Source organism: Okeania sp. KiyG1 (genome assembly GCF_014132355.1).
Classification (GTDB): Bacteria; Cyanobacteriota; Cyanobacteriia; order Cyanobacteriales; family Microcoleaceae; genus Okeania.
On the sequence record NZ_BLZO01000093.1, the window covers coordinates 108,066 to 131,759 of the forward strand.

A 23,694-nucleotide genomic window follows, 5' to 3' on the forward strand; every position below is an offset into this window, starting at 1 on the left:
AGGGAATGCTACGCAAACAGCTCTTAGTAATGAATAATTACTTCTCAGATTTATAAATGGGAATTTAGCAGTAAATTTTTATTCAAACTCAATTTCAAAGGTTGTTTTTACCTTCTCCAAAATTAATAGCTGAAGTCCGCAGTTCCGACCTAGGAGGCTAGCTAATAGCTGACGGCTGAATGCTTACTTAGATGAAATATATAACCGAAAAAAGTAATATACTTTTGCAAAGATAATATACTCGCAAAATTCTGCTATTTATGCTAATCTTATTCCGCAAAAATCTACAAAAATAATTAAACTATTTCTTCCCTTCTTCCCTCTTCCTTCTTAACTTCAACTTAAATTATAAAAAAATCATAGATATATTTAAAGATATACAATTATAGATCCATAATCTGGACACAAAGAAAAATATTGTAGTCCAGACGATCGAAGTATGTACGAAAAAATAACTCCCCCAACCACCGGTTCTAAAGTCAGTTTCAGCAACGGCCAACCTAATATTCCAGACGACCCCATTATCCCATTTATTCGGGGCGATGGTACAGGGGTAGATTTATGGCCAGCATCTCAAAAAGTCTTTGATGCCGCGATCGCTACTGCCTATGGTGGTAAACGCAAAATCAATTGGTTTAAGGTTTATGCTGGTGATGAAGCTTGTGAAAAATATGGCACTTACCAATATTTGCCGGAAGACACTCTCAACGCTATTAAAGAATACGGTATTGCCATTAAAGGTCCTTTGACCACTCCCATCGGTGGGGGTATTCGCTCCTTAAATGTGGCATTGCGTCAAATTAACGATTTATATGCTTGTGTTCGTCCTTGTAGATATTACGCGGGTACCCCTTCTCCCCACAAAACTCCAGAAAAATTAGATGTCATTATTTATCGGGAAAATACTGAAGATATTTATCTAGGAATAGAATGGCGCGAGGGTACTGATATTGCTAGTAAGTTGATTGATCTTTTAAACAAAGACTTAATTCCTGCTACTCCCGAACATGGGAAAAAGCAAATTCGCCTCGACTCAGGTATTGGTATTAAACCTATTAGTAAAACTGGTTCGCAACGGTTAATCAAACGTGCCATCCAAAATGCTTTACGTTTACCCAAGTCAAAACAAATGGTAACTTTGGTCCATAAGGGTAATATTATGAAGTACACTGAAGGTGCATTTCGTGACTGGGGTTATGAATTAGCAACTACTGAATTTCGGACTGAATGTGTGACGGAAAGAGAATCTTGGATACTTTCTAATAAGGAGGAAAATCCTAATATTAGTAGTGAAGAAAATGCTCGAAAAATTGAGCCTGGTTATGATGGTTTAACACCAGAAAAACAAGCTGAAATTTGTCAAGAAGTTGAAGGTGTATTAGCAGCTATTTGGGATAGTCATGGGGATGGAAAATGGCAAGATAAAATTATGGTAAATGACCGTATTGCTGATAGTATTTTCCAACAAATTCAAACTCGACCAGGGGAATATTCTATTCTGGCAACTATGAATTTGAATGGGGATTATGTATCTGATGCTGCTGCTGCTGTTGTTGGTGGTTTAGGTATGGGGCCTGGTGCTAATATTGGTGATCAATGTGCTATTTTTGAGGCTACCCATGGCACTGCACCAAAACACGCAGGTTTAGATAGAGTTAATCCTGGTTCTTTGATTCTTTCTGGGGTAATGATGTTGGAATATATGGGTTGGCAAGAAGCTGCCGATTTAATTAAAAAAGGTATTGAGCTTGCTATTTCTAATCGTGAAGTAACTTATGATTTGGCAAGGTTAATGGAACCACCTGTGGAAGCTTTGAAATGTTCTGAGTTTGCTGATGCAATTATCAAACATTTTCAAGATTAGATAAGTGTTCAACAATTAATAATTAATAATTAATAATTAATAATTACTTCTCCTTGAAAAGAAGGAAGAAGGAAGGAGGAAGAAGGAAGAAGGAAGAAGCGGAAGAAGGAAAAATCTTATGTTGTCTGAGTTTTAAACTGTTGAACTGTCCTGACCTTTCCTTCAACTGCTATATAGTGTTTCTCAAATTAGTGAGATACAGTTATCTTTTTGTCTTTTTGTCTTTTTATTCCCTGTTCCTTCTTCCTTGTTCTCTCAAACCTAAAATTTTGTACCTCACGCTTTTTAGGAATTGCTATAATATGAAATCTAAAAGAATGCTACGAATAATTTCTCTGCTTAAAAGACTTTAACGATAAATTGTGATTTAAAGCCTCCCCTTTTAAGGGGAAAAAGAAAAAAATTTTCCTTTGAGTAAATCCTCTCCTTGAAAAGAAGAGGTAATAATTAATTCTTAATTGTTGAACTAGGAATGTCAATTTGACTAAGAACAGGATTTGACTCTAACTAAATGATATATAAGCTATTACTACTGATATGTCAAATATTCTCGAACAAGCAAAAATAGCTAGCCAAGAAAAAAATTGGTCTTTAGTTAATCAGTATTTACAGCAATTTTTATTAGCATCTCAAAAGACCCGTGTTGAATTGTTAGAAAATGCCGATTTAGATGTGGCGATAAACCTAGCAATAACTGTTCTTAGAAATGGAGATTTTCAAGAAAGATGGGATATTTATAAACTATTTAAGCAGATTGGTAAACCAGCGATCGCTCCGTTAATTGAAATGATTGAGGATGAAGAAATAGAGCTAGAAAAACGTTGGTTTGTAGTTCGGATATTGGCAGATTTTAACAGTGATGAAGTTCGAGAAGTTCTGAAAAAGATAATTATTAGTTCACAGGTGGAAGATTTACAAGAAATAGCAGCAGATACTTTGGCAAATTTGGGAGATTCAGCAGTTGATATTTTAACAGATTTATTGGCAAAGTCAGATTCACGATTATTAGCAACAAAATCTTTAGCTCAAATTAATTCCTATAGCACTATAAGACCATTATTAACTGTAGTAACAGACAGCAATGATGAAGTTAGAAAAACTGCAATTAATGCTTTGAGTAATTACCATGATTATCGGTTGCCTTTTGTCTTAATTTCGGCTTTAAAAGATACAGTAGCTCAAGTTAGAAAGGAAGCAGTAATAGGCTTGAGTGCTTATGCTAATTTACACCAAGAATTGGGTTTAGTGGAATTGCTACAACCTTTATTGTGGGATATTAATTTTGAAGTTTGTCAACAAGCAGCGATCGCTATGGGAAAAATCGGTACAAATACGGCAGCAACGGCTTTATTTGAACTGTTAAAAACAACGAATGTTTCAGTTTTTTTAAAGCTAGATGCGGTGCGTGCTTTAGGTTGGATTGAAACTCAAGTATCTGTGGAATATCTACAAGGTTTACTAGGAGATAATTGTTTAGTTGCAGTAGAATATCAGCCACAAATTGTGAATGAAATTATTACAGCATTAGGTAAAATTGAGTGTCAGGAATTAAAGCCAAAAGCTACAGAAATTTTGATTGAATTTCTCAGAAATAATAATTCAGTTTTAGAAGGCGTTCGTGTCAAAAATTCTTTAGTTTTAGCATTGGGATATTTGGGAGATATTCGCGCTCTAGATTATCTCATTCAGTTATTAGAAGAAAATGATGTTAGCGTGAGACTTCATTGTATAGCAGCATTGAAACAATTAGACTCAGAAAGAGCATATCAACAACTTATTTATTTATCTCAAAAGCAAATATAAAATCTGAGTTAAAAACAGGAATAGCTACAGCTATTGCTGAATGGAATCATTAAAAATATCTTAGGTTTTATGTATTAGGTTTTAGGTAAGCTTTTTTCCCTACTTAAAAAGGGAGTAATACCAAGGGTGAAAAAGAATGTTACAAATAGTTTCGCTCCTTTAGATGTGAAATAATTTCCTGAAATTACTGTAGTGTCAAAGTTTTGAGTCTATAAAATATTACTTTTAACTTTTAACTTTTGACTTTTGACTTTTGAAAAAGGGAGTAATACCAAGGGTGAAAAAAGAATGTTACAAATAGTTTCGCTCCTTTAGATGTGAAATAATTTCCTGAAATTACTGTAGTGTCAAAGTTTTGAGTCTATAAAATATTACTTTTAACTTTTAACTTTTAACTTTTAACTTTTGACTTTTGACTTTTGACTTTTGAAAAAGGGAGTAATACCAAGGGTGAAAAAAGAATGTTACAAATAGTTTCGCTCCTTTAGATGTGAAATAATTTCCTGAAATTACTGTAGTGTCAAAGTTTTGAGTCTATAAAATATTACTTTTAACTTTTAACTTTTAACTTTTGACTTTTGACTTTTTAAAATGGGAGTAATACCAAGGGTGAAAAAGAATGTTACAAATAGTTTCGCTCCTTTAGATGTGAAATAATTTCCTGAAATTACTGTAGTGTCAAAGTTTTGAGTCTATAAAATATTACTTTTAACTTTTAACTTTTAACTTTTGACTTTTGACTTTTGAAAAAGGGAGTAATACCAAGGGTGAAAAAGAATGTTACAAATAGTTTCGCTCCTTTAGATGTGAAATAATTTCCTGAAATTACTGTAGTGTCAAAGTTTTGAGTCTATAAAATATTACTTTTAACTTTTAACTTTTGACTTTTGACTTTTGAAAAAGGGAGTAATACCAAGGGTGAAAAAGAATGTTACAAATAGTTTCGCTCCTTTAGATGTGAAATAATTTCCTGAAATTACTGTAGTGTCAAAGTTTTGAGTCTATAAAATATTACTTTTAACTTTTAACTTTTAACTTTTAACTTTTGACTTTTGACTTTTGACTTTTGAAAAAGGGAGTAATACCAAGGGTGAAAAAGAATGTTACAAATAGTTTCGCTCCTTTAGATGTGAAATAATTTCCTGAAATTACTGTAGTGTCAAAGTTTTGAGTCTATAAAATATTACTTTTAACTTTTAACTTTTAACTTTTTACTTTTGACTTTTGAAAAGGGAGTAATACCAAGGGTGAAAAAGAATGTTACAAATAGTTTCGCTCCTTTAGATGTGAAATAATTTCCTGAAATTACTGTAGTGTCAAAGTTTTGAGTCTATAAAATATTACTTTTAACTTTTAACTTTTAACTTTTAACTTTTGACTTTTAACTTTTGACTTTCGTGAATATGTTATTATATAATAACATGAGGTATAATTAGCTCCTATTTTTAGCTCTAATTCCAGGGATAACTTAAAATCCTGAATCCCCTATTAACTACCCCGGCGGGAAGTCCCGCGCTGTAATTTTCAATGAGCGCGTCGGGATGAAAGCCGGGGGTTATGCGTGTAGCTAGTCCTGATTTTTGATATAATAACTAATGTAGATATAAAGGTCGATACTACAATGCTACTGAAATACAAGTACAAGTTAAAACCACATAAAAAGCAAGTGGTGATTATATCTAACTGGTTAGAAATGGCCAGGAAGCAATATAATTATCGTTTAGCTGAAAGGTTGAATTGGTTTGAAGCAACGCGCACATCAGTAAACGCTTGTCCACTTAATGTTTCAGTAGTGCCAGTAGAACGAATTTATCAAAATATTCCTGAATTTAGAATACAAACACGAGACGGCAGAAAAAAAGACAGTAATGGTAATCCACTAACTAGAAAAGGTGACAAACATCCCAACATAATAAATGGTTATGTTGCTTGGGAAACAGTACAGTTAGCAGACCTATCACAAACTAAAAAACTTTTCCCTGAATATAAGTCCATACATTCCCAAGTTTTGCAGGATGTTATCCAAAGAGTACAAACAACAATGGATAACTTTACCAAGCCAGACAAAAATGGTAAAACCAGTGGTAAGCCTAAATTTAAGGGAAAACATTATTATAATTCGTTCAGTTATCCTCAGTTATCAAATACCATACCCGTCAAAAATTCTAACGGTCGTTGTTGTGTCAATCTACCAAAAATTGGTTTAGTCCCTTTCGTCTATAATCGCCAAATACCAAAAGGTTTCAAGGTTAAGACAGGTACAGTAATTCGAGAAGCCGACGGATGGTATATCAGCTTCACGATAGAAGATAAAACCGTACCTGTAGAGGTTGCAGAAATTCAACCCACTGAAGATAACTCAAAAGGTATCGATCTAGGACTGTTGCACTATGCTGTTACATCCGATGGAGAGTTTGTAGAAGTTCCTAAATTTTTCAGGCTCTGTGAGCATCGCTTGTCTAAACTACAGGTGAGATTGGCTAAGAAACAAAAGCATTCAAAACCTTGGAAAATTCTCAAACGTAAAATAGCAAAACTTCATCAATTAATAGCTAGACAGCGTGTGGATTGGCAATTCAAACTTGCTTATCATTTGTTTAGTGATGTAAGCGTGATATTTTTAGAAGACCTACAGATAGCGAATTTAGTCCGACGTTGCAAAGCTAAATTAGGCGGTAACGGTCAGTTCTTACCAAACGGCCAATCTGCAAAATCAGGATTAAATAAGTCTTTGCAAGATACTGCTTTTGGTCAATTCATCCAAGTTTTAGAGTATGTAGCTTGGAAACTGGGTAAGCGAGTTGTAAAAGTAGACCCAAAAGGTACGTCTCAACATTGTTGGAAATGCTTGAATAAAGTCTCTAAAAGCTTATCAGAGCGCTGGCATTCATGTCCTAAATGTGGACAAGAACTAGACAGGGACTATAACTCAGCACTTCTGATACAGAAAATCGGATTGTTATCAACACAGGAGGAGGACATCACTTCTGTTAAAACTGCGGTCAGGGCGTCTCTGAGTGAAGAATCCTGCGCTCTCCCGTAGGGGAGCGTCGGGAGTATGTCAATAAAATGAAATACTGGAAATCAGGTAAACAACTACAAAATGGCAAATATATAATTCAAGACCTGCTTGGTATTGGCGGTTTCGGTATTACTTATAGTGCTTTAGAGCAAAGCTCTAATCAATTAGTTGCGATTAAAACTCTCAATTATCGAGTACAACGTAAACCAAATTTTGACAAATATCAAGAAAACTTTTTAAATGAAGCCTTATGTTTAGCAAAATGTAGTCATCCCAATGTTGTAGAAGTTCACCGCCTTTTTAAAGAAAATAAATTATGGTGCATGGTGATGGAATATATAGATGGGGATGACTTAGGAATTTATCGTGAAGAACAAGACGGAATTATATCAGAAAGTGAAGCAATACATCTAATTAAACAAGTAGGAGAAGCACTAACATTTATACATAATCAAGGATTTTTGCATCGGGATGTTAAACCTCAAAATATTCTGCTACGTCGAGATACTTTAGAAGCAGTATTAATTGATTTTGGTTTAGCACGAGAATTTAATAGCGGCAGCGTACAAACTCATACAACTGATAGTACATTGTACTTTGCACCAATTGAACAATACGAAAGACGAGCAAAACGAGGAGCTTTTACTGATATATATGCCCTAGCAGCAACCCTATACGTTTTATTGACAGGTGAAATGCCTACACCAGCAAAAGTCAGGCAAGAAGGAAAAATACCATTAATTCCACCAAAAAAATATAATTCCCAAATTAGCGATCAAGTCAATAATGCAATTATTAAAGGCATGAAATTAGAGCCTGAAGAACGGCCTCAATTTGTTGCTGAATGGTTGACTTTATTATCACCTGCACAAGAATTTGTCATAACTAATGTACCCTCAACTTTACCAGCAACTCTGCCAACAATTACCGACACTCCTCCAGAATTACTAACTGTTGATTCTAGTTTTGAACTCGAATTGCAAACTTTTAAATTTGAATATTTAACAATCAAAATCAGCCCAAAATGCGAAATAATTGAAAATATAAAAGAGCAACGAGAAGCTCAACAATTTATTGAAAATATTGCCAATAATATTTTCCTAGAAATGGTATCTATTCCTGGTAATACTTTCTTAATGGGTTCCCCAAAAACAACAGCAGAAAAATGGGAAACAGAAAGTCCACAACATACAGTTACAATAGCACCTTTATTTGTGAGCAAATATCCCATTACTCAAGCACAGTGGCAAGCAGTGATGGGAAAAAACCCAGCTTATTTCAAAGGAGAAAATAGACCAGTAGAAATGGTGTCTTGGTATAACGCAATTGAATTTTGTCGTCAGCTATCTGCTCAAACTGGAAAAACTTATCGGTTACTCTCAGAAGCAGAATGGGAATATATTTGTCGCGGAGAAACAACTACATTATTTTACTTTGGTAATAGTCTGATAACTGACCTAGCAAACTATAATGGCGAAGAAGCTTATGCTTGTTCATTACAACAAAATTATCGCGAACAAACAACAGATGTAGGTAGTTTTCCACCCAACGCTTTTGGATTATACGATCTTCATGGCAATGTTTGGGAGTGGTGTGCTGACCCCTGGCATAATAATTATCGGGGCGCTCCTTTAGATGGTAGTGTGTGGGAAAAAGATGGCAATTATAACTACAGAATGTTGAGAGGAGGAGGATACTTAAACTATTCTAAAGGTTGTCGTAGTGCCAATAGAAATTGGAAAACTCCCAGAAGTAAGTATAAGTCAGTAGGTTTGAGAGTGGCAGTTTCTCATCCTGTTTCAAAAGAGGGAACAGGGAACAGGGAGAAATAATTAGGGTTTGCTGAAAAAATTGGTTGGTGGGGGTAAGACACGGGGACACGGTGACGCGGGGACGGGTCGATTTGTGGAGAACAGGCAATGGTTTCGGCCATTTTATGTGAAGAAATTTTCTTGAATTTCAGCAGAAAATTTCAGTAAATTGATGTCGAACTAGCTAATAACTTAGGAGATAAATTGAATATAAAAAGCTCCATTACTTTAACTATCCTGACTTTTAGCTTCATGAGCGCAAGCCCTAATTAATAATTTATTTATCTTTTCTTTTGCGGGTTTAATACCCCACCGTCATTTGCGTTGCTGAAAAATGCTTGGGGTTTGTAGACATGGAGTGGCGGGTCATTGACTATCCATAAGTAATTTTCCCCTCTGCCTTCTGCCTTCTTATCTTTTTATTTTGGGTTTAAGTCCCCATCCATTTTTTCTTCCTTCTTCCTTCTTCCTTCTTCCTTCTTCCTTCTTTAAATAAGTTTAAATTTTATTGAAAAAAATTAATTTTTGTAACTTTCAAATCCCCGACCAGAATTTTCAAGCTCTCCCCACCTAAATATTTAGATAATATTTAGCAAAAATTTCATGGGAGAGTTTGACCAAAAACAATAGCAAATATTGAGTTGCTTAGGACATGGTATGGGAATTTATGACTTAATTTGCGTCAGAAACTTAGTCATCAACAATATTAGCCCAATCAGGAAAAGAAGGAGGAAAGAAATTAATATCATAGCCCGACTCTTCCCACTCATGAACCCACAATGGCACAACTCCTACCCCTGCTTGAGGAGTTATAGAGAATACCCTTTCCCCACATTCAACAATGTGAAATATCTGCTTGAGGGTATCCCCTAAATTAAGGGCTAAACTTAATAATTCATCTAATTCCGGACTAACCCGCTTCACCCTTGGTTTGTCCTCCTCAACCCATAGAAGTTTTAGGGACTTAAGGGACCTCGGACTTAGTTGACTTCGATAGTAAACCCGCTTAAGTTGGGCAACAGGTTCGAGACTTCTTTCTACCCGGCGAATTTGCTGCAACCGGAGATAGTGCCACTCTGCCAAATGTTTTCGGTCTTCAGCAGGTATTTGTCCTTTTTTGGATGAGTGCTGAAAAGCATATCTTGCACAGCTACATCCAAGATTAGCTAACAGATGGATTAATTCTCTCTCTTTAGGAGTTGCTTGTCTTCTTTCTGCAGTTCTTGTAATAATCCTTTTTCTTCGTGTAGTAGTCGTTGTGTCCATCATTTTTCGATAATATTAATCAGAACATAATACAAGGATAATGGAGGGTAGAACCGTAATTAGTAGCATAAAGTTCTACCCATATGTGAATATCTAGTCTAATCTGTCTTTACTGTCTCAAGGAAGTTATTTCGGCCTTACTTATAGTTTATTTTCATTGATCTGTATTTATGTTTTCTTCATTCCCATCTTCATCACGGCCTTCATAACTAACTATCTGACTCTCTTTGATGCTAGTCTCATTAGATGACCTTAAACCCAAGGCTGTGGCCTTTGGTACTTGGAAAAATGTCAAGCCTGCGGAGGCTATTAACCCAAAAATGATAATATTCTGTTTCATAGTAGTAGATGAACCCTGTCTAGTGTTTTAGATAGACTCGCAATGCTTTGCAACTGGTAAAAAGTGGGTTGTTGCAAAAGACCTCTTGTCTTCCGATTAATCAGTCTGCAATTATAAAAGAAGCATAGGCACGACCTGATGGATCACAAAAGCCGGAAGTGAGGTGTTAGTAGTCTTATTACTATTTTCTCCCCAATCCTGCTATTTGGGATGTGGAGACTAAGCCATTAGGGAGTTAAACCATCAGGTAATTAGTCCATCTAGGAGTTATCCATCAGGGGCATCTACTTTATTTCATTTAACTATCAGGGTGTATCTCCATCTGCAGTTCTGAACTAGCTGTTTATTGTCCAAATAAACAGCTTTTTTTTCGATTATTCTCTAGGAGAGGAAGACGGAATTAGGAGTAAAGAAGTAAACTAAGGTCCCAAACTTTAAATCCAGTCTTTTTATCAAAATAATTGGGTCTAAAACCCAGCCCTTTAAGGCGAAATATTTTTGGAGGGGAACTCAAATCTCCGTTGCAAAAACAACTTCTGTACGGGCAATTCGCGAATCGCCCCTACTGACTTCTGACTTCTGACTTCGTTAAATGGGTATTATTTTTAACTTGAATTATTATTAATTAGGGCTTGCGCTCATAAATCTCAAAGCATTTACAGGTAAAGGTTTTAGACTTTTTAGGTCTGAAATACCTTGATTTTCAGCCCTTCATGCTCAAAGAAAGAGCGTATTTTGGGCGAGAGTAGGGCAAAAAAATACTCCCGTACGGACGCCCTTATGCAACGTCCCTACCCTACTCCCCTACTCCCCTACTCCCCGCTCCCCTACTCCTTAAAAAAGACTTTTGAGCGCAAACCCTAATTATTGTACCCCCAAATATTTATGTAATTGTACGGATAGGCGGTATCTAGGATATTTTTGGAGTAACTCTAGGACCAATGGTAAGGCAAAATTACGGTTGTACCATTCTGGCTGGAGAAAAACTGGAATATTATTATTTGCCAATAAAGTTTTACTATAAAATTCTAACTCTTTACCAGTTTCTATTACTAATTTGATTTCTGAAGCCCGCATCCACATCTGTTTTACAACTGGATATTTAGGACTAATATGTTGTTTAGGGCTGAGGGTTATCCAAGTCTGAGGTGAAATTTCTTGCCAATAGCAACCTGAAGTTTCTATAGAAACTTGTCTACCAGTATCTTCTATTTTTTTCACTAGATTAGGTAACTGTTTATGGATAAAAGGTTCACCACCAGAAATAACAACTCTGGGAGAAAATAACTCATTAATTAACTCATCAAAAGTTTTAATTTTTCTTGGTAAATTAGTTCCTCCATCGGCATAACCAGTATCACAATAATGACAGCCTACTGGGCAACCAGCAAGACGAATAAAATCTACTGGTGTACCTGCCCAATAGCCTTCTCCTTGAATAGTTTTTTGGAATGTTTCATGGATCGGAATGATTAAATTTTCTGTCATGTTTGAGTTATAAATAAGAATAAAAAAAGGATTTTGTTTTAGTCATTGACATCTTCAATAATAGACATCTCCAATCTTATAGTCATTTCAGTTGAGATTGAGACAAGATTTTCTTTAAGAGAAAAGGTTTCAGCAGAAAAAGTGTTTCATTCTTATTTAAAATGACTATATAAGTAGAAAAACTTTAAACAATGCCTCCTAAAGATATTTTTCACGATACAGTGAGAAGGAGACAATTATTTATTATTTAGGGTGGGTTGGCATAAAAGGAGGCGAATTTATGGTTGTATTATTCACGTCGATATTATCAACGAAAAAATCTGGATACAGTACAACGGAACCGAGGTCGATATTGCTGAAGAATTATTGACATTAGGAGTTCCCAAACACGATATTGTTTTAGGATTTCATTCCCCCTATATGAGGCAATTTACCGAGTATGGGATTAGTTAAATTGATAAATGTTTGCTACAAATGGCTATGATATTTCTTAGAATTTCCTACGGAATGCTCCGCAAACAGAATTTAGAATTCAGAATTCACACGGGAATAGATTTAATACCATTTTTGATGTTGTGAATTATCTTTTTCGTCAAATAGACTTTCTTATGAAGTACCCGCAATGGTGCTTATTATTCGTAACATTATTTTTTCCAAATAGTAATTTTTAAAACTTACCGAATAATTAAGGTTTAAAGGCTCTCCTTTAAAGGAGAAACAAGCGGTCGAGGGATGGCGAGGTGTCCTCGCCATATCCAATCGACCAAGAGAGAAAAAAATTTCCTTAAGCGTTAATCCTCTTCTTTCCAAGGAGAGGTAATTGTTAATTATTAATTATTAATTATTAATTATTAATTGTTGAAAGTACATCTGTTGCGGGCAAGATGCCAGCACTACAAAGACTGGAACATTAATATTTGTACCTCATATACCTGCAATCTGCTGTATATAATGTCCGGTTGAATAGTTATAAATTATATGATCAACTTTTAAATTAATTTTTTCCTTCTTCCTTCTTCCTTCTTCCTTCTTCCTTCTTTTAATCAATTCCAGGGTTAAGTTTTTCCTTTTCAGTTGTTAGTTTCCTGGGTACCATAACAGCTAAAGCTAAAGGAACTACCTGGAAATGTGCTGGAGTATAAGTAACAATTTCCCCGTCTGTATTAATGGGACGAGGTTTGCGGGTATAAACATTAAATACAGAACCAGAAAGGAAACGAAATCCAAAATTTTCTTGATATTTTCCTTGCCATATAGAAGGCAACATACCAATAAATTGCCAACAATACTTGATTTCTAAACTGTATAAATCTAGTCTTTGGTCATCAATAGCAGCATCGTGAGCAATAGTCATACCACCCCCATAATGTTTGCCATTTCCTACCGCAACTTGCAGTGTTTTAACTATTTTTGTTTCACCATTGCAGCGAATTTCTGCAGTAAAAGGGCGACTTTTTAAAATCATTTTACTGGCAGTAATAGCATAAGCTAATACACCCCATCGACGTTTTGCTTCTTTAGTTAAATTGTTAGTAATATCTACACTTAATCCGATACTAGCAACATTGAAAAAATATTTGCCATTAACTACACCTAAATCTATATAACGTTTTTTACCTGTAGCGATCGCTCGACAAGCTTCAAATAAAGAATCAGGAATTCCTAAAGTTCTAGCTAGATCGTTAGCAGTGCCTAATGGTAAAATTCCTAAGGGTAAACCTGTGTCTACTAGAGCATCTACTGCCAAGTTTAATGTGCCATCTCCACCGCCAATAATTACCATATTTATCTGGTTTTTGTAGTTTTGAATAAAATGGTTAAAATCCTGGGGAGATTGAGTTTCTTTACAAATAACTTCTAAGCCAAAATCTTGTAAATAATTTAAAGCTAAAGGTAAATTATTAGTGACTTTTCTAGCATGGGGATTAATTAATAAAAGAGCTTTTTTGATTCTATTTTATTTGAGTTCATAAAGAAAGTAAAAATTTAAAAGTAAGAAAAAAAGGAAGGATTTAAGCAATAAATCGAGAAGTAGGAAATGCTTACTAGCAAATACGATAACTGTATAACCGGATTTCATATTATTGCTAAAATTGGAGATATTTATTGCATTTACTAATACCATTTATCAAAATTTTTGCTACATTCCCTTGGGAGTAGGGAGTAGGGAGTAGGGAGTAGGGAGTAGGGTTTAAAGGCATAATATATTTTGGATTAATGCCGATAATCCTATACATTCATTACTGAATTATTATTATTACTTAATAACAGAAGTCGCATTGGAAGTATAGTATTATTTTTGGGAATTGGTATAACATATTTTTGTATAATTTTGTAATCTTTGAAAAAGAATTTTCGACTGGTTATGACAAACAGTTTGATTCAACCTGAGCAAAATTTCGCTATTTGGGCAATTCTTCTTTCAGCAGCAACTATTGGTTTTTGGTCAGAACAAAAAAAGTGGGGTGCAAGCATATCTGGTGCTGTCGTAACTATGGTTGTAACATTTTTTCTGTCGAATTTAAGAATTATACCTATTGATGCTCCTGTCTATAATGTAGTTTGGTCTTTTCTGGTTCCTTTTTCTATTCCTCTGCTTTTATTTCAAGCTAATATACTACAAATTATGCATGAATGTGGGCGAGTTTTAATTGCTTATTTTTTAGGTGCTTTGGGAACAGTTTTGGGAACTATATTAGCATATTATTTGATTCCTATAGGTGAGTTAGATTGGAAATTAGCTGGAGTTTTCTGTGCTACTTACATAGGTGGTTCTGTAAATTTTTTTGCCACTGCTCAAATTATCGAATTAAATTTAGATTCAGGAGATTTGTTAACTGCAGGAACAGCAGCAGATAATTTGGCTATGACCTTGTTTTTTCTACTGTTATTTGCTTTACCTTCTCTGAAATGGGTAAAACAAATTTTTCCTGCTAATAATTTTGCTCAAGATACAAGTTTTCTAGAACAAAGTAAAAGGAATTTTTCTGAGTCACTAACACAAGAATTATCGGTTCTAGATATGAGTAAAGCATTAGCTATTAGTGGAATTTCAGGTGCATTAGGCATTAGTATTGCTAGTTTATTAGGCATTTATAAAGCAGCAATTTTATTCACCACTATTTTAATAGTTTCTCTAGCCACAATATTTCCCCAATATTTAGGAAAATTAACAGTAGCAGACAAAATTGGTACTTTGTTAATGCAGATATTTTTTGCCGTAATTGGAGCTAGTGCTAATATTTGGAAAGTTCTAGAATTTGGACCAGTTTTATTTTTTTTCGCTGGGGTAATTTTGACTGTTCATTTACTTTTTCTATTACTAGCTGGTAAATTATTAAACTTAGAATTGGCTGAGTTAGTTGTAGCTTCTAACGCCAATTTGGGAGGTCCTACTACTGCTGCTGCTATGGCAAAAGCGAAAAATTGGTATCAATTAGTAACTCCTGCCATTCTTTGTGGTATTTTTGGTTATGCTCTAGCTACTTTTATTGGAGTTGCTTTAGCTAATTTTTTGGGTTAAAAAATGTTCAATAATTTAGAATTTAGAATTTAGAATTTAGAATTACCTCTCCTTTAAAACGGATAGGATTGACTCAAAAAAAATTTTTTCTTTTTATCCCCTTTTAAAGGGAAAAAAGCGGTCGAGGGATGGCGTTAGTGGAGCGGGTCTGCAAGAACGGGTCTCCTCGCCATATCCATGAGACTAAGAGAAGAAATAATATTTCCTTATATTCAATTCTGTAACGGTTTTAACCATAGGTAATTATCAATTATCAATTATCCATTATCAATTAATTAATACTCCCTAAAACAATTGAAATTCATCAAATTTTACTACTTCAGAATTAGGTTTTCTGGTATCAAAATAGTAACTACTAACTGTTCCTGTCTCGGTCTCAAAAATACTAAAAACTGTAATATCATTACTGGCAATATAGGGTTGAGGTCTTCCCTTTTCATCTAGCAAAGGTACAATGGTTGGAATTATCGGTTCTAAACCATTAGGATTTCCAATTTCAGCATATTTTTCCTGGTAATCTAAAGGTACATTTCGCTTTTTATCTCCTACATAAGCTCCATAACTATTACCCACATTTGATGTTTCTAGAAAGTGCATTCCACTCGGACTAACAAAACGATTCCAAAGATGAGAATGCCCATAAAATACTAACTGTATGCCAGCATTTTCTAACAAGGGTAAAACATCTCGAATAATATAGTCATTTTGTTGGGGATATTCATAACGAATCATCGTAATATTGCCATTTTCATCTCTGTCAATAAATTGTACTGGATTAGTATAAGCAGGAGCAATATTTTCACCAAGAGAATGGGGCGGATGGTGAAACATTACGACTTTATATTTAGCTTGTTTAAATTCTTCGCTTGCCAGTTCTTTTTCTAACCAATTATATTGCTCGCTACCTTGATTAATAGGTTCAAAAATATGCTGGCCATAACCCCATTCAGCCGGATTATCAAAATCTTTTTTCCGTTCCCGATATTTACCTCTCGCATTATCTCTTAAATGAGGAACTCTCCAGATATTCGTAATATATAAAACTACTAAACGTACATCGCCAAAAGTTACAGCATAGTAATTTTTTTCCTCTGAACCATTTTGAGGCAGGGTGAAAATTTCTTGGTAAGTGTCTGTATTAAAAGAATTATTTTTTAACCAAGCTATATCAGGAGCGATATTTGTGGAATTTTGTCTATATAAATCTGACGCAGCATCCCGTGGGTAGGGTTGACTAAATTGGTAATTCAAAGAAGTTTTCATGGAAAATATACCCATAACTTCGTGGTTGCCAATTGCTGGAAAGAGAGGGATATTTTGAATTAACTCCCCACCTTTATAAATAGTTTTTGTACCATTTTTTTCTAATTCATAATTAGCTCTACCTTGGAGGTTAGAAAAAAAAGCATTTCCTCGATTATCATCAAACCATTCTGAAGCACGGTCAGGAATATTAACTAAATCTCCAGCAAAAAAAATAGCGTCTAATTTATCAAAATTTTCTGTTACCTTTTGCAGATTTGCCGAACTCATTGGTTTTAATTGATGGTCGGAAGTGAGGAGAATTTTTAAAGGTCTATCAGGGGTTGGTTTAGCAGCCAAAGTAAAAATTTTGCTCCTCATATTTTCCCCATTTTCCTTTTGACTAATAATTCGATATGGCACAGAAATATTAGGTGTTAAACCAATAACTTTTGCTTCATGTCGCCAGATATCTCGCATAATAGGTTGTTGATAAATTAAACCTTTTTCTGTTTGTTTTCCTACGCGAGAATCTTGGTCTTCACGAGTGCGACTTAGTTTAGTAGTATTTGCCTCAATAACTTGATTCAAATTTTCACCATAAACTACAAAATTACCTTTGCCAGGAAATTCAGTAAACCAAACAACTTGTACAGAATTTTCTGTCGGAGCTTGGAGAAATGGATCTGTTAACAATTGGACTGGAGATTCGAGAGAATACATAATTATAAATATGAAGATAACAACAATAATTAAAACACCAAAAATCCATGGATTACGATAAGAATCTCTGGGATTTTCAAATATTTCTGGAGGAGGATTAAACATAGAAATAATTAGACCAATTTGAAAAAATAATACTACAAGAAGGTGCATCTTGATTATAGATGTTTAAAATGAGCTGCTTCAATTCATTTAAGACAGCTATTTCTATTATTTTTTTCTTTTTTATTCAGTAGCTTTGTAGAAGTAGTGATTTATACTGGAGGAAATAAACAATTAATAATTAACAATTAATAATTACCTCTCCTTTTGCTTGCTGAATTTAGTTTTTCTCTCAATATCACTACTTGCACAATACTACCTTTTATGCAAAATTTCCTCCTTTTTTCCCTCCTACTTATTTTCTCTTCTTCCTTTAATGTAAAGTAAGCATTTCCTGTGTAATGCTACGCAAACAGCTTTTTAATAAATGAAGCAAGCATTTACTTAACTTCTACGACATTTTAAAAAAATAATTTAAGCACAAGAACAGCAAGCTTAAATTTTCCACTAAAATTAATAAAGCTGTTTGCGCAGCATTCCGTAGGAATAGCTGATAGCTTACTGCTGTTTGCGCAGCATTCCGTAGGAAATGCTTGCAATGTAACTGTCAAAATCATCTTGAATTACTCTTAAATATTCAAAGGAAGGAATCTCAAATAGTCGGTCTTGTACCCGGTCAATTTCTACAGTTAAATTAATCACGTTCTCTAATTTAAAGGGATATTTAATTTGGCGATCGCTTAAGGCATATTTTATTTCTTTAATACTAGAAAGTTGACTAGCTCCATAGACTCGAAGTTTCCCTTTTTCATCGCAAACACCAGCTTCAATTGTATACCAAAAAAGCCGAACTATTTCTTGTTCTATATCTTTGTCGTTGACATCTTTTATAGTTATATATTGATTGCCTAAATTTTGCAAAAAGTTAGAATATATTGGGGAAAAAAGTAACGGAATATGACCAAAAATATCATGCCAAAGATCGGGAAGTTGAGAAAAATCAATATCAGTATTCGAGCTGACGAAAGTTGCTACTGGAAAATATCGATGAGATAGAAGATAAAAATAGTCTTCTGCTTCTAATAAACCTTTTACAGGCCATAGTTGCCATCCAGTTTGCTCTTGTAAAAAATCGGAAATATCATTAATATTAGGAATATCTTGAATCAAATCTTTGATATTTGCTAAACCTTCAATAAATGGTTGAACTGCTCGATATTCAATACTTTATAATTGTCTATTTAAAAGTTGCTTCCAGTTACGATAAGCTTGGGCTTGATAATCATAAAAGTTCTGCTTCGATCTTTCACAGAGTAACTTTTCTAAAGTTATGGATTGCATATTTACTCCTATTAAGTTATTCTAAATTGAACTATTATTATAAATTGATGCTCAGAATACTATAAAAAAATACTTTGTCAATTTCTAGTCAATTTTGTAGATACATTGAAGTCAAATAGAAAATATATAAAGAATTTAATTATTCACTGAAAGTGTATATTATTCTTCTGTCTACTACTCCCACACTCAAGGAAACATAGAAAAATTTTTGAGATTTGGTATAAGGGGGCAAAAAAAATCAACTTTAGTATTTAAAAATCTAGCTTCAGATGAAAGTGCTGTTAACTAATAACTAATAGCTAATCACTAATAACTGATAACTTAAATAAATAGGAGCTTGCCTTGATGAAACAAAGTATAAAACCAAGTTATATACTACACAAAAATTTTCGCCTACCAATGGGATTTTCTCCAGAAAATTTTGATTATGGACTTACATATCAAGCTCAAGCAAGAGACACTTTTATTGTTACTTATCCCAAATGTGGAACAACTTGGACTCAACATATTGTTTGGATGTTATCCCATGATGGAAAACCATTTCCTGTTGGTAAAAATATTAATTTAGAAGTTCCTCACCTGGAAGAAGTAGGAAGTGATTTTGTGAAATATTTATCCGAAACTCGTTTTATCAAAACTCATTTAACTTACGATTTAACTCCCTATAATCCTGATTCAAAATACATTTATATAGCTCGTAATCCTTTCGACTGTGCTGTTTCTTTCTATTATCATACTAAAGGATTCATCAAACATTATGATTTTGCTGAAGGTACATTTGATGACTTTTTTGAATGTTTTATTAATGGAGAAGTAGACTGGGGAGATTATTTCGACCATTTAGTTGGTTGGGTGCAACATAAAAACGATAAAAATGTGTTGTTTTTAACTTATGAATCTATGAAAAATAACCAGAAAGAAAATATTATTGCTATAGCAAAATTTTTAGGCGATCGCTATTTAGAAAAAATCGAAAATCCACAAATTCTAGAAAGCATTCTTTACCATACAAATTTTACTAGCATGAGCAAAAATCAAAGTCGTTGGTCTAGTCAACGTCCAGCTAATATGACTCCATTTATTCGTAAAGGAAAAGTAGGAGATTGGAAGGCACATTTCTCACTTTCTCAAACTCAGAGATTAAGTGAAAAATTTAGAATAAGAACTGTTGGTACTGAAGCTGAAAATTTATGGGAAATTCCTGAATAATTCTGGTTATTTTTAAATAAAAAATTAGGGATGATAAATAAAAAGAAATTATTGATATAATTAAATATGAAAAATTTGGCAAGAAATTAAAGTAAAAAAAATGGTCAATCAATATACAGGAATTACTAATTATTACGATTTATTGATGATGTCTGGCTACTATGACTACCATAATATAGCTAAGGAAGTATACTCAATTATAGGTAATAATTGTGAGATTATTGAATTAGGAACAGGAACGGGATTACTTGCAGAAAAATACATAGAAATAGACCCAAACTGTCAGTTTACTGGAGTCGATATTACACCATCCTTTTTGGAAATTGCCAAAAAACGTTTGGGAAATAAAGCTAAACTTATTGTCGCTGATGCCCTAACAATGGAATAAAATAAAACCTTCGATGTTGCCATATCAAATGCCGGAGTTTGGCTATTTATTAATTTGGGCGATCGCTTAGAGTTAGTTAGTCATATTCCTGATGTTCAAGCTAACTATCAAGGGTTAAAAAATTTAGCTCGTCATTTACGAACAGGAAGTTTGTTTTTGTTAAGTATACAAAAGTCGGGGATTGATTTTGAACAACATTTACCAGGAGGAATTGTATATTCTCAACTTATTGAGGAATTAGAAGATAAGATAGATTATCACACTCGTAAAAAAAGCTATTTCTTTAAGAAAGATGGTAAAATTCTAGCTCAAGAACAACTAACAATTACCTTGTTTAGACAGGATGCTTATCAGAAATTATTTGATGAAGCAGGATTTGATTTCCAAGGTGTTAATAATGAGAATACCTTGGCGGTCTACAAAAAGAGATAAAAGTCTATTGGTACTGAAACTGAAAATTTATAATATTTTCCTGCTAATAATTTTAAGTAAAATGTTTGAGATAGCCTTTGAGTCCACCAATATAAAACAGGTCTTTTAAATAAATATCTGTATTAGGTTTTAATAAATTTGTTGGTTTAAATCCACATAATATAGAACTGTAAATACCATTGCAGTCAAAATCATAAACTGGATGATATATATATGAAACAAATTCTTTATCTATTTCTTTAATGTCAACATAGATAGGCATTCTATCTCCTACTACCTGATTTAACAATAGAACAAAAATACAAATTTGGTTTTCTTTTGTTCTTTTTCACTTATTTTCCATTTAACTCCATCTAAAATTTTCTGGCATTCATCATCTTCTAGGTTTACATAATTATGGTATAAAACATAAAAATATTCATCTTCATCTTCTTCATATTCATAGTCAACATTTTCCTCCAAAATCCTAGAAAAACAAGTAGTTTTAACTTGTAAATTTACTGATTTATTATTTGTCAAATAAAAATCCGCTCCATCATCTCCCCATTCATATAACTCGTAATTAACATTACTAATTAATTCACCTAAATATTCTTTTACCGAATAATTAAGGTTTAAAGCCTCTCCTTTTAAGGAGAAACAAGAAAAAATTTTCCTTTGATTCAATCCTCTTCCTTTTAGGGAGAGGTAATTATCAATTATCCATTATCAATTATCAATTATTGAAAGATTCTTCCCTATTTTACCTATTTTATAATTAATAAATTCATCAGGAAAGTAATCGCTATACCCACCATAATACTTGTATGTTAACTCCTGACAAAACCAATTTAATTTGTCTGCTAAGTCTATGTCATCCAAATCAACTAAAGAATATAGATGAATAGCCTCATCAAAGTCATATTTACTCCTTGTAAAAGCAGGCATTCTTTGTTTTAGTTTGATAATAAATTCATCTTGTTGTGATTCTAAAATTTTCATCCAATTAATTTCTGGCATAAGATAAATCCTCAGTATTTAACCCAAATTGATTATTTTTTAAATGTTAAATTATACAAAATTTTAATCAATCCGGTTAACAACACTCCACCAAAGAATTTAACATCAATACAGTTTATATTTTAATAGTCTAATTCTCAAATCAATATGCTAATAGTCCAAAAATACGGTGGTACATCAGTCGGGTCTGTAGAAAGAATTAAAGCAGTGGCCCAACGTATAGCTCAAACAGCAAGCGATCGCTCAGTAGTAGTAGTCGTTTCAGCAATGGGAAAAACCACAGATGGTTTAGTCAAACTAGCAAACGAAATTTCCCCCAACCCCAGTCGTCGAGAAATGGATATGCTACTATCCACAGGGGAACAAGTGACCATCGCTCTCATGAGCATGGCATTACAAGAGTTGGGAGTGCCAGCTATTTCCCTGACTGGAGCGCAGGTAGGAATAGTCACAGAAGCTGAACATTCCCGGGCCCGCATTTTAAATATTAAAACCGAACGCATAGAAGAACATCTCAAACAGAGAGAAGTCGTAGTCGTTGCAGGTTTCCAAGGTATTAGTCAGACTCGCTACCAGGAAATCACAACATTAGGTAGAGGGGGTTCGGATACTTCCGCAGTCGCTTTAGCAGCAGCACTCCAAGCAGAAAGATGTGAAATATATACAGACGTACCTGGAATTCTCACAACCGACCCCCGTATAGTACCCGAAGCACAGTTAATGTCAGATATTACCTGTGATGAAATGTTGGAGTTGGCAAGTTTAGGCGCAAAAGTACTACATCCGAGAGCAGTGGAAATTGCTCGAAATTATGGAATGCCATTAGTAGTTTTATCCAGTTGGAGCGATGCTCCTGGTACTCGTGTAGTTTCTGCAATACCCCAACATCGTGCTTTGCAAGATTTGGAGTTGACAAAATCTGTAGATGCTGTGGAATATGACATTGACCAAGGGGGAGTTTCTCTGTTGCGGGTTCCCGATCGCCCTGGTGTGGCAGCTAAATTATTTGCTGGTATTGCGGTACAAAATATAGATGTAGATTTAATTATTCAGTCTATTCACGAAAGTAATACTAATGATATTGCTTTCACTGTCGGGAAAGATACTTTGAAACAAGCGGCAGCAGTAGCGGATGCTATACTACCTGCTTTGGGTAAAAATTCTGATCCCAGTTTGGGCGAACCGGAAGTCAAAACAGAAGAGCGACCTATTGCTAAAGTTAGTCTTGTGGGTGCGGGAATGATCGGACGACCACGAGTAGCAGCAAAAATGTTTGAGACTTTGGCAGCAGTAGGAGTAAATATATTAATGATTTCTACTTCGGAAGTTAAGGTTAGTTGTGTGGTTGATGCAGAAGACTGTGAAAAGGCAGTTAATTCTTTGTGTGAAGCATTTGATGTGGATGTTGCAGATATTTCTACTAATTCTGCTGCTTCTGAGTCGGAAGAAGTTCCCTCACCAGTGCGAGCAGTTGCTTTAGACATGAAGCAAGCAAGACTAGCAGTACGTCAAATTCCTGATACTCCAGGTGTTGCCGCTAAAATATTTGGTTTATTGGCGCAGAATAATATTAGTGTGGATATGATTATTCAGTCACAACGTTGTCATAGTGTGGATGGGGTTTTGACTCGCGATATTGCTTTTACTGTTTCCCAACCAGAGGGAGAAACTGCATATCAAATTTTGGTAAATGCAGCATTAGAGTTTGGTTGGGGAGAAGTAGTGTTGGAGAGTGCTATTTCTAAAGTGAGTGTAGTCGGTTCTGGAATGATTGCCCATCCAGGGGTGGCAGCGCAAATGTTTGAGGCGTTGTCAGCAAGTCAAATCAATATTTTGATGATTGCTACTTCGGAAATTAAAATTAGTTGTGTGGTAGAAGAGGAGGATGGTGTAAAAGCGTTGCAAGCTATTCATAAAGCTTTTGGTTTGTCTAGTAGTGAGGTTGTTAAAGTTCCTACTTGATATTAATTAAGCAGGTAGTTCAACAATTAATAATTAATAATTACTTCAAATAATTGACAAAAAAAGGAGTCAGGAGTCAGGAGGAAAAGAGAAGGAAGAGAAGAAGAAAGTTTTTTATCGCTAATTAAGCGGACTAGATATACAGCAGATTCCACTTTGATGAGGTACACCCGTCGCGGGCAAGATGCCCGCACTTGCATTCATTTAATTGTTAATCTTTGTACTTCATATACTAGGAA

General features: G+C 34.3%; 19 protein-coding genes and 1 pseudogene. 10 read left to right on the forward strand and 10 right to left on the reverse strand.

Going from position 1 to position 23,694, the window contains the following annotated elements:
* Positions 1-439: 439 nt before the first annotated feature.
* From SAGCYANO_RS22370 to SAGCYANO_RS22385, 4 genes are all read left to right on the forward strand, one after another.
* Complete coding sequence (locus SAGCYANO_RS22370) at positions 440-1,864, forward strand: NADP-dependent isocitrate dehydrogenase (protein WP_202222090.1); 1,425 nt, start codon at positions 440-442, stop codon at positions 1,862-1,864.
* A 537-nt stretch (positions 1,865-2,401) separates the two neighbouring features.
* On the forward strand, positions 2,402-3,667 hold the full coding sequence (locus SAGCYANO_RS22375) for a HEAT repeat domain-containing protein (protein ID WP_202222091.1): 1,266 nt from the start codon (positions 2,402-2,404) through the stop codon (positions 3,665-3,667).
* A 1,621-nt stretch (positions 3,668-5,288) separates the two neighbouring features.
* Positions 5,289-6,710, forward strand: coding sequence for an RNA-guided endonuclease TnpB family protein (locus SAGCYANO_RS22380; RefSeq protein ID WP_202222092.1), 1,422 nt, complete (start codon positions 5,289-5,291; stop codon positions 6,708-6,710).
* Positions 6,711-6,736: 26 nt separating this feature from the next.
* A complete protein-coding gene (locus tag SAGCYANO_RS22385; RefSeq protein ID WP_202222093.1) occupies positions 6,737-8,521 on the forward strand; it encodes a bifunctional serine/threonine-protein kinase/formylglycine-generating enzyme family protein in 1,785 nt (594 codons plus the stop codon).
* 669 nt (positions 8,522-9,190) lie between these two features.
* Here the strand turns inward: SAGCYANO_RS22385 and SAGCYANO_RS22390 are convergent.
* The 3 genes from SAGCYANO_RS22390 to SAGCYANO_RS22400 all read right to left on the reverse strand — a co-directional run bounded on the left by SAGCYANO_RS22390 (position 9,191) and on the right by SAGCYANO_RS22400 (position 11,594).
* Positions 9,191-9,769: a hypothetical protein gene (locus SAGCYANO_RS22390; RefSeq protein ID WP_202222094.1), complete on the reverse strand. Its 579-nt coding sequence runs from the start codon at positions 9,767-9,769 to the stop codon at positions 9,191-9,193.
* Positions 9,770-9,920: 151 nt separating this feature from the next.
* Complete coding sequence (locus SAGCYANO_RS22395) at positions 9,921-10,106, reverse strand: hypothetical protein (RefSeq protein WP_202222095.1); 186 nt, start codon at positions 10,104-10,106, stop codon at positions 9,921-9,923.
* An 864-nt stretch (positions 10,107-10,970) separates the two neighbouring features.
* Positions 10,971-11,594, reverse strand: coding sequence for a 7-carboxy-7-deazaguanine synthase QueE (locus tag SAGCYANO_RS22400; RefSeq protein ID WP_202222096.1), 624 nt, complete (start codon positions 11,592-11,594; stop codon positions 10,971-10,973).
* A 240-nt stretch (positions 11,595-11,834) separates the two neighbouring features.
* Here SAGCYANO_RS22400 and SAGCYANO_RS22405 point away from each other — a divergent pair.
* A pseudogene (locus SAGCYANO_RS22405) lies at positions 11,835-12,047 on the forward strand (XisI protein); the annotation flags it as partial.
* 471 nt (positions 12,048-12,518) lie between these two features.
* Here SAGCYANO_RS22405 and SAGCYANO_RS47905 read toward each other — a convergent pair.
* Entirely contained in the window at positions 12,519-12,641 is a 123-nt protein-coding gene (locus SAGCYANO_RS47905) for a hypothetical protein (protein ID WP_255502655.1), read from the reverse strand.
* Positions 12,634-13,545 (reverse strand): lipid kinase, encoded by a 912-nt coding sequence (locus SAGCYANO_RS22410; RefSeq protein ID WP_202222159.1) that lies wholly within the window; start codon positions 13,543-13,545, stop codon positions 12,634-12,636. The genes SAGCYANO_RS47905 and SAGCYANO_RS22410 overlap by 8 nt, the downstream gene beginning before the upstream one ends.
* A 414-nt stretch (positions 13,546-13,959) precedes the next feature.
* Here SAGCYANO_RS22410 and SAGCYANO_RS22415 point away from each other — a divergent pair, with 414 nt between their 5' ends.
* The gene (locus SAGCYANO_RS22415) at positions 13,960-15,117 is read left to right on the forward strand and encodes a DUF819 domain-containing protein (RefSeq protein ID WP_202222098.1); all 1,158 of its coding nucleotides are present in this window, start codon (positions 13,960-13,962) and stop codon (positions 15,115-15,117) included.
* 285 nt (positions 15,118-15,402) lie between these two features.
* On the opposite strand, the gene SAGCYANO_RS22420 is transcribed toward SAGCYANO_RS22415, so the two are convergent.
* Complete coding sequence (locus SAGCYANO_RS22420; protein WP_202222160.1) at positions 15,403-17,187, reverse strand: metallophosphoesterase; 1,785 nt, start codon at positions 17,185-17,187, stop codon at positions 15,403-15,405.
* Positions 17,188-17,682: 495 nt separating this feature from the next.
* On the reverse strand, positions 17,683-18,294 hold the full coding sequence (locus SAGCYANO_RS22425; RefSeq protein WP_202222099.1) for a hypothetical protein: 612 nt from the start codon (positions 18,292-18,294) through the stop codon (positions 17,683-17,685).
* 516 nt (positions 18,295-18,810) lie between these two features.
* On the opposite strand from SAGCYANO_RS22425, the gene SAGCYANO_RS22430 reads away from it, so the two are divergent.
* The 3 genes from SAGCYANO_RS22430 to SAGCYANO_RS22440 all read left to right on the forward strand — a co-directional run bounded on the left by SAGCYANO_RS22430 (position 18,811) and on the right by SAGCYANO_RS22440 (position 20,494).
* Positions 18,811-19,674, forward strand: coding sequence for a sulfotransferase domain-containing protein (locus SAGCYANO_RS22430; RefSeq protein WP_202222100.1), 864 nt, complete (start codon positions 18,811-18,813; stop codon positions 19,672-19,674).
* A gap of 100 nt (positions 19,675-19,774) precedes the next feature.
* The gene (locus SAGCYANO_RS22435) at positions 19,775-20,062 is read left to right on the forward strand and encodes a trans-aconitate 2-methyltransferase (protein WP_202222101.1); all 288 of its coding nucleotides are present in this window, start codon (positions 19,775-19,777) and stop codon (positions 20,060-20,062) included.
* A gap of 54 nt (positions 20,063-20,116) precedes the next feature.
* Positions 20,117-20,494, forward strand: coding sequence for a hypothetical protein (locus SAGCYANO_RS22440; RefSeq protein WP_202222102.1), 378 nt, complete (start codon positions 20,117-20,119; stop codon positions 20,492-20,494).
* Positions 20,495-20,546: 52 nt separating this feature from the next.
* On the opposite strand, the gene SAGCYANO_RS22445 is transcribed toward SAGCYANO_RS22440, so the two are convergent.
* The 3 genes from SAGCYANO_RS22445 to SAGCYANO_RS22455 are packed head-to-tail and all read right to left on the reverse strand — an operon-like array spanning position 20,547 to position 21,493.
* A complete protein-coding gene (locus tag SAGCYANO_RS22445) occupies positions 20,547-20,756 on the reverse strand; it encodes a hypothetical protein (protein ID WP_202222103.1) in 210 nt (69 codons plus the stop codon).
* 20 nt (positions 20,757-20,776) lie between these two features.
* Positions 20,777-21,160 (reverse strand): hypothetical protein, encoded by a 384-nt coding sequence (locus tag SAGCYANO_RS22450; RefSeq protein WP_202222104.1) that lies wholly within the window; start codon positions 21,158-21,160, stop codon positions 20,777-20,779.
* A gap of 42 nt (positions 21,161-21,202) precedes the next feature.
* Entirely contained in the window at positions 21,203-21,493 is a 291-nt protein-coding gene (locus SAGCYANO_RS22455) for a hypothetical protein (RefSeq protein WP_202222105.1), read from the reverse strand.
* A 147-nt stretch (positions 21,494-21,640) separates the two neighbouring features.
* On the opposite strand from SAGCYANO_RS22455, the gene SAGCYANO_RS22460 reads away from it, so the two are divergent.
* Positions 21,641-23,455 (forward strand): aspartate kinase, encoded by a 1,815-nt coding sequence (locus tag SAGCYANO_RS22460; RefSeq protein ID WP_202222106.1) that lies wholly within the window; start codon positions 21,641-21,643, stop codon positions 23,453-23,455.
* Positions 23,456-23,694 lie beyond the last annotated feature (239 nt).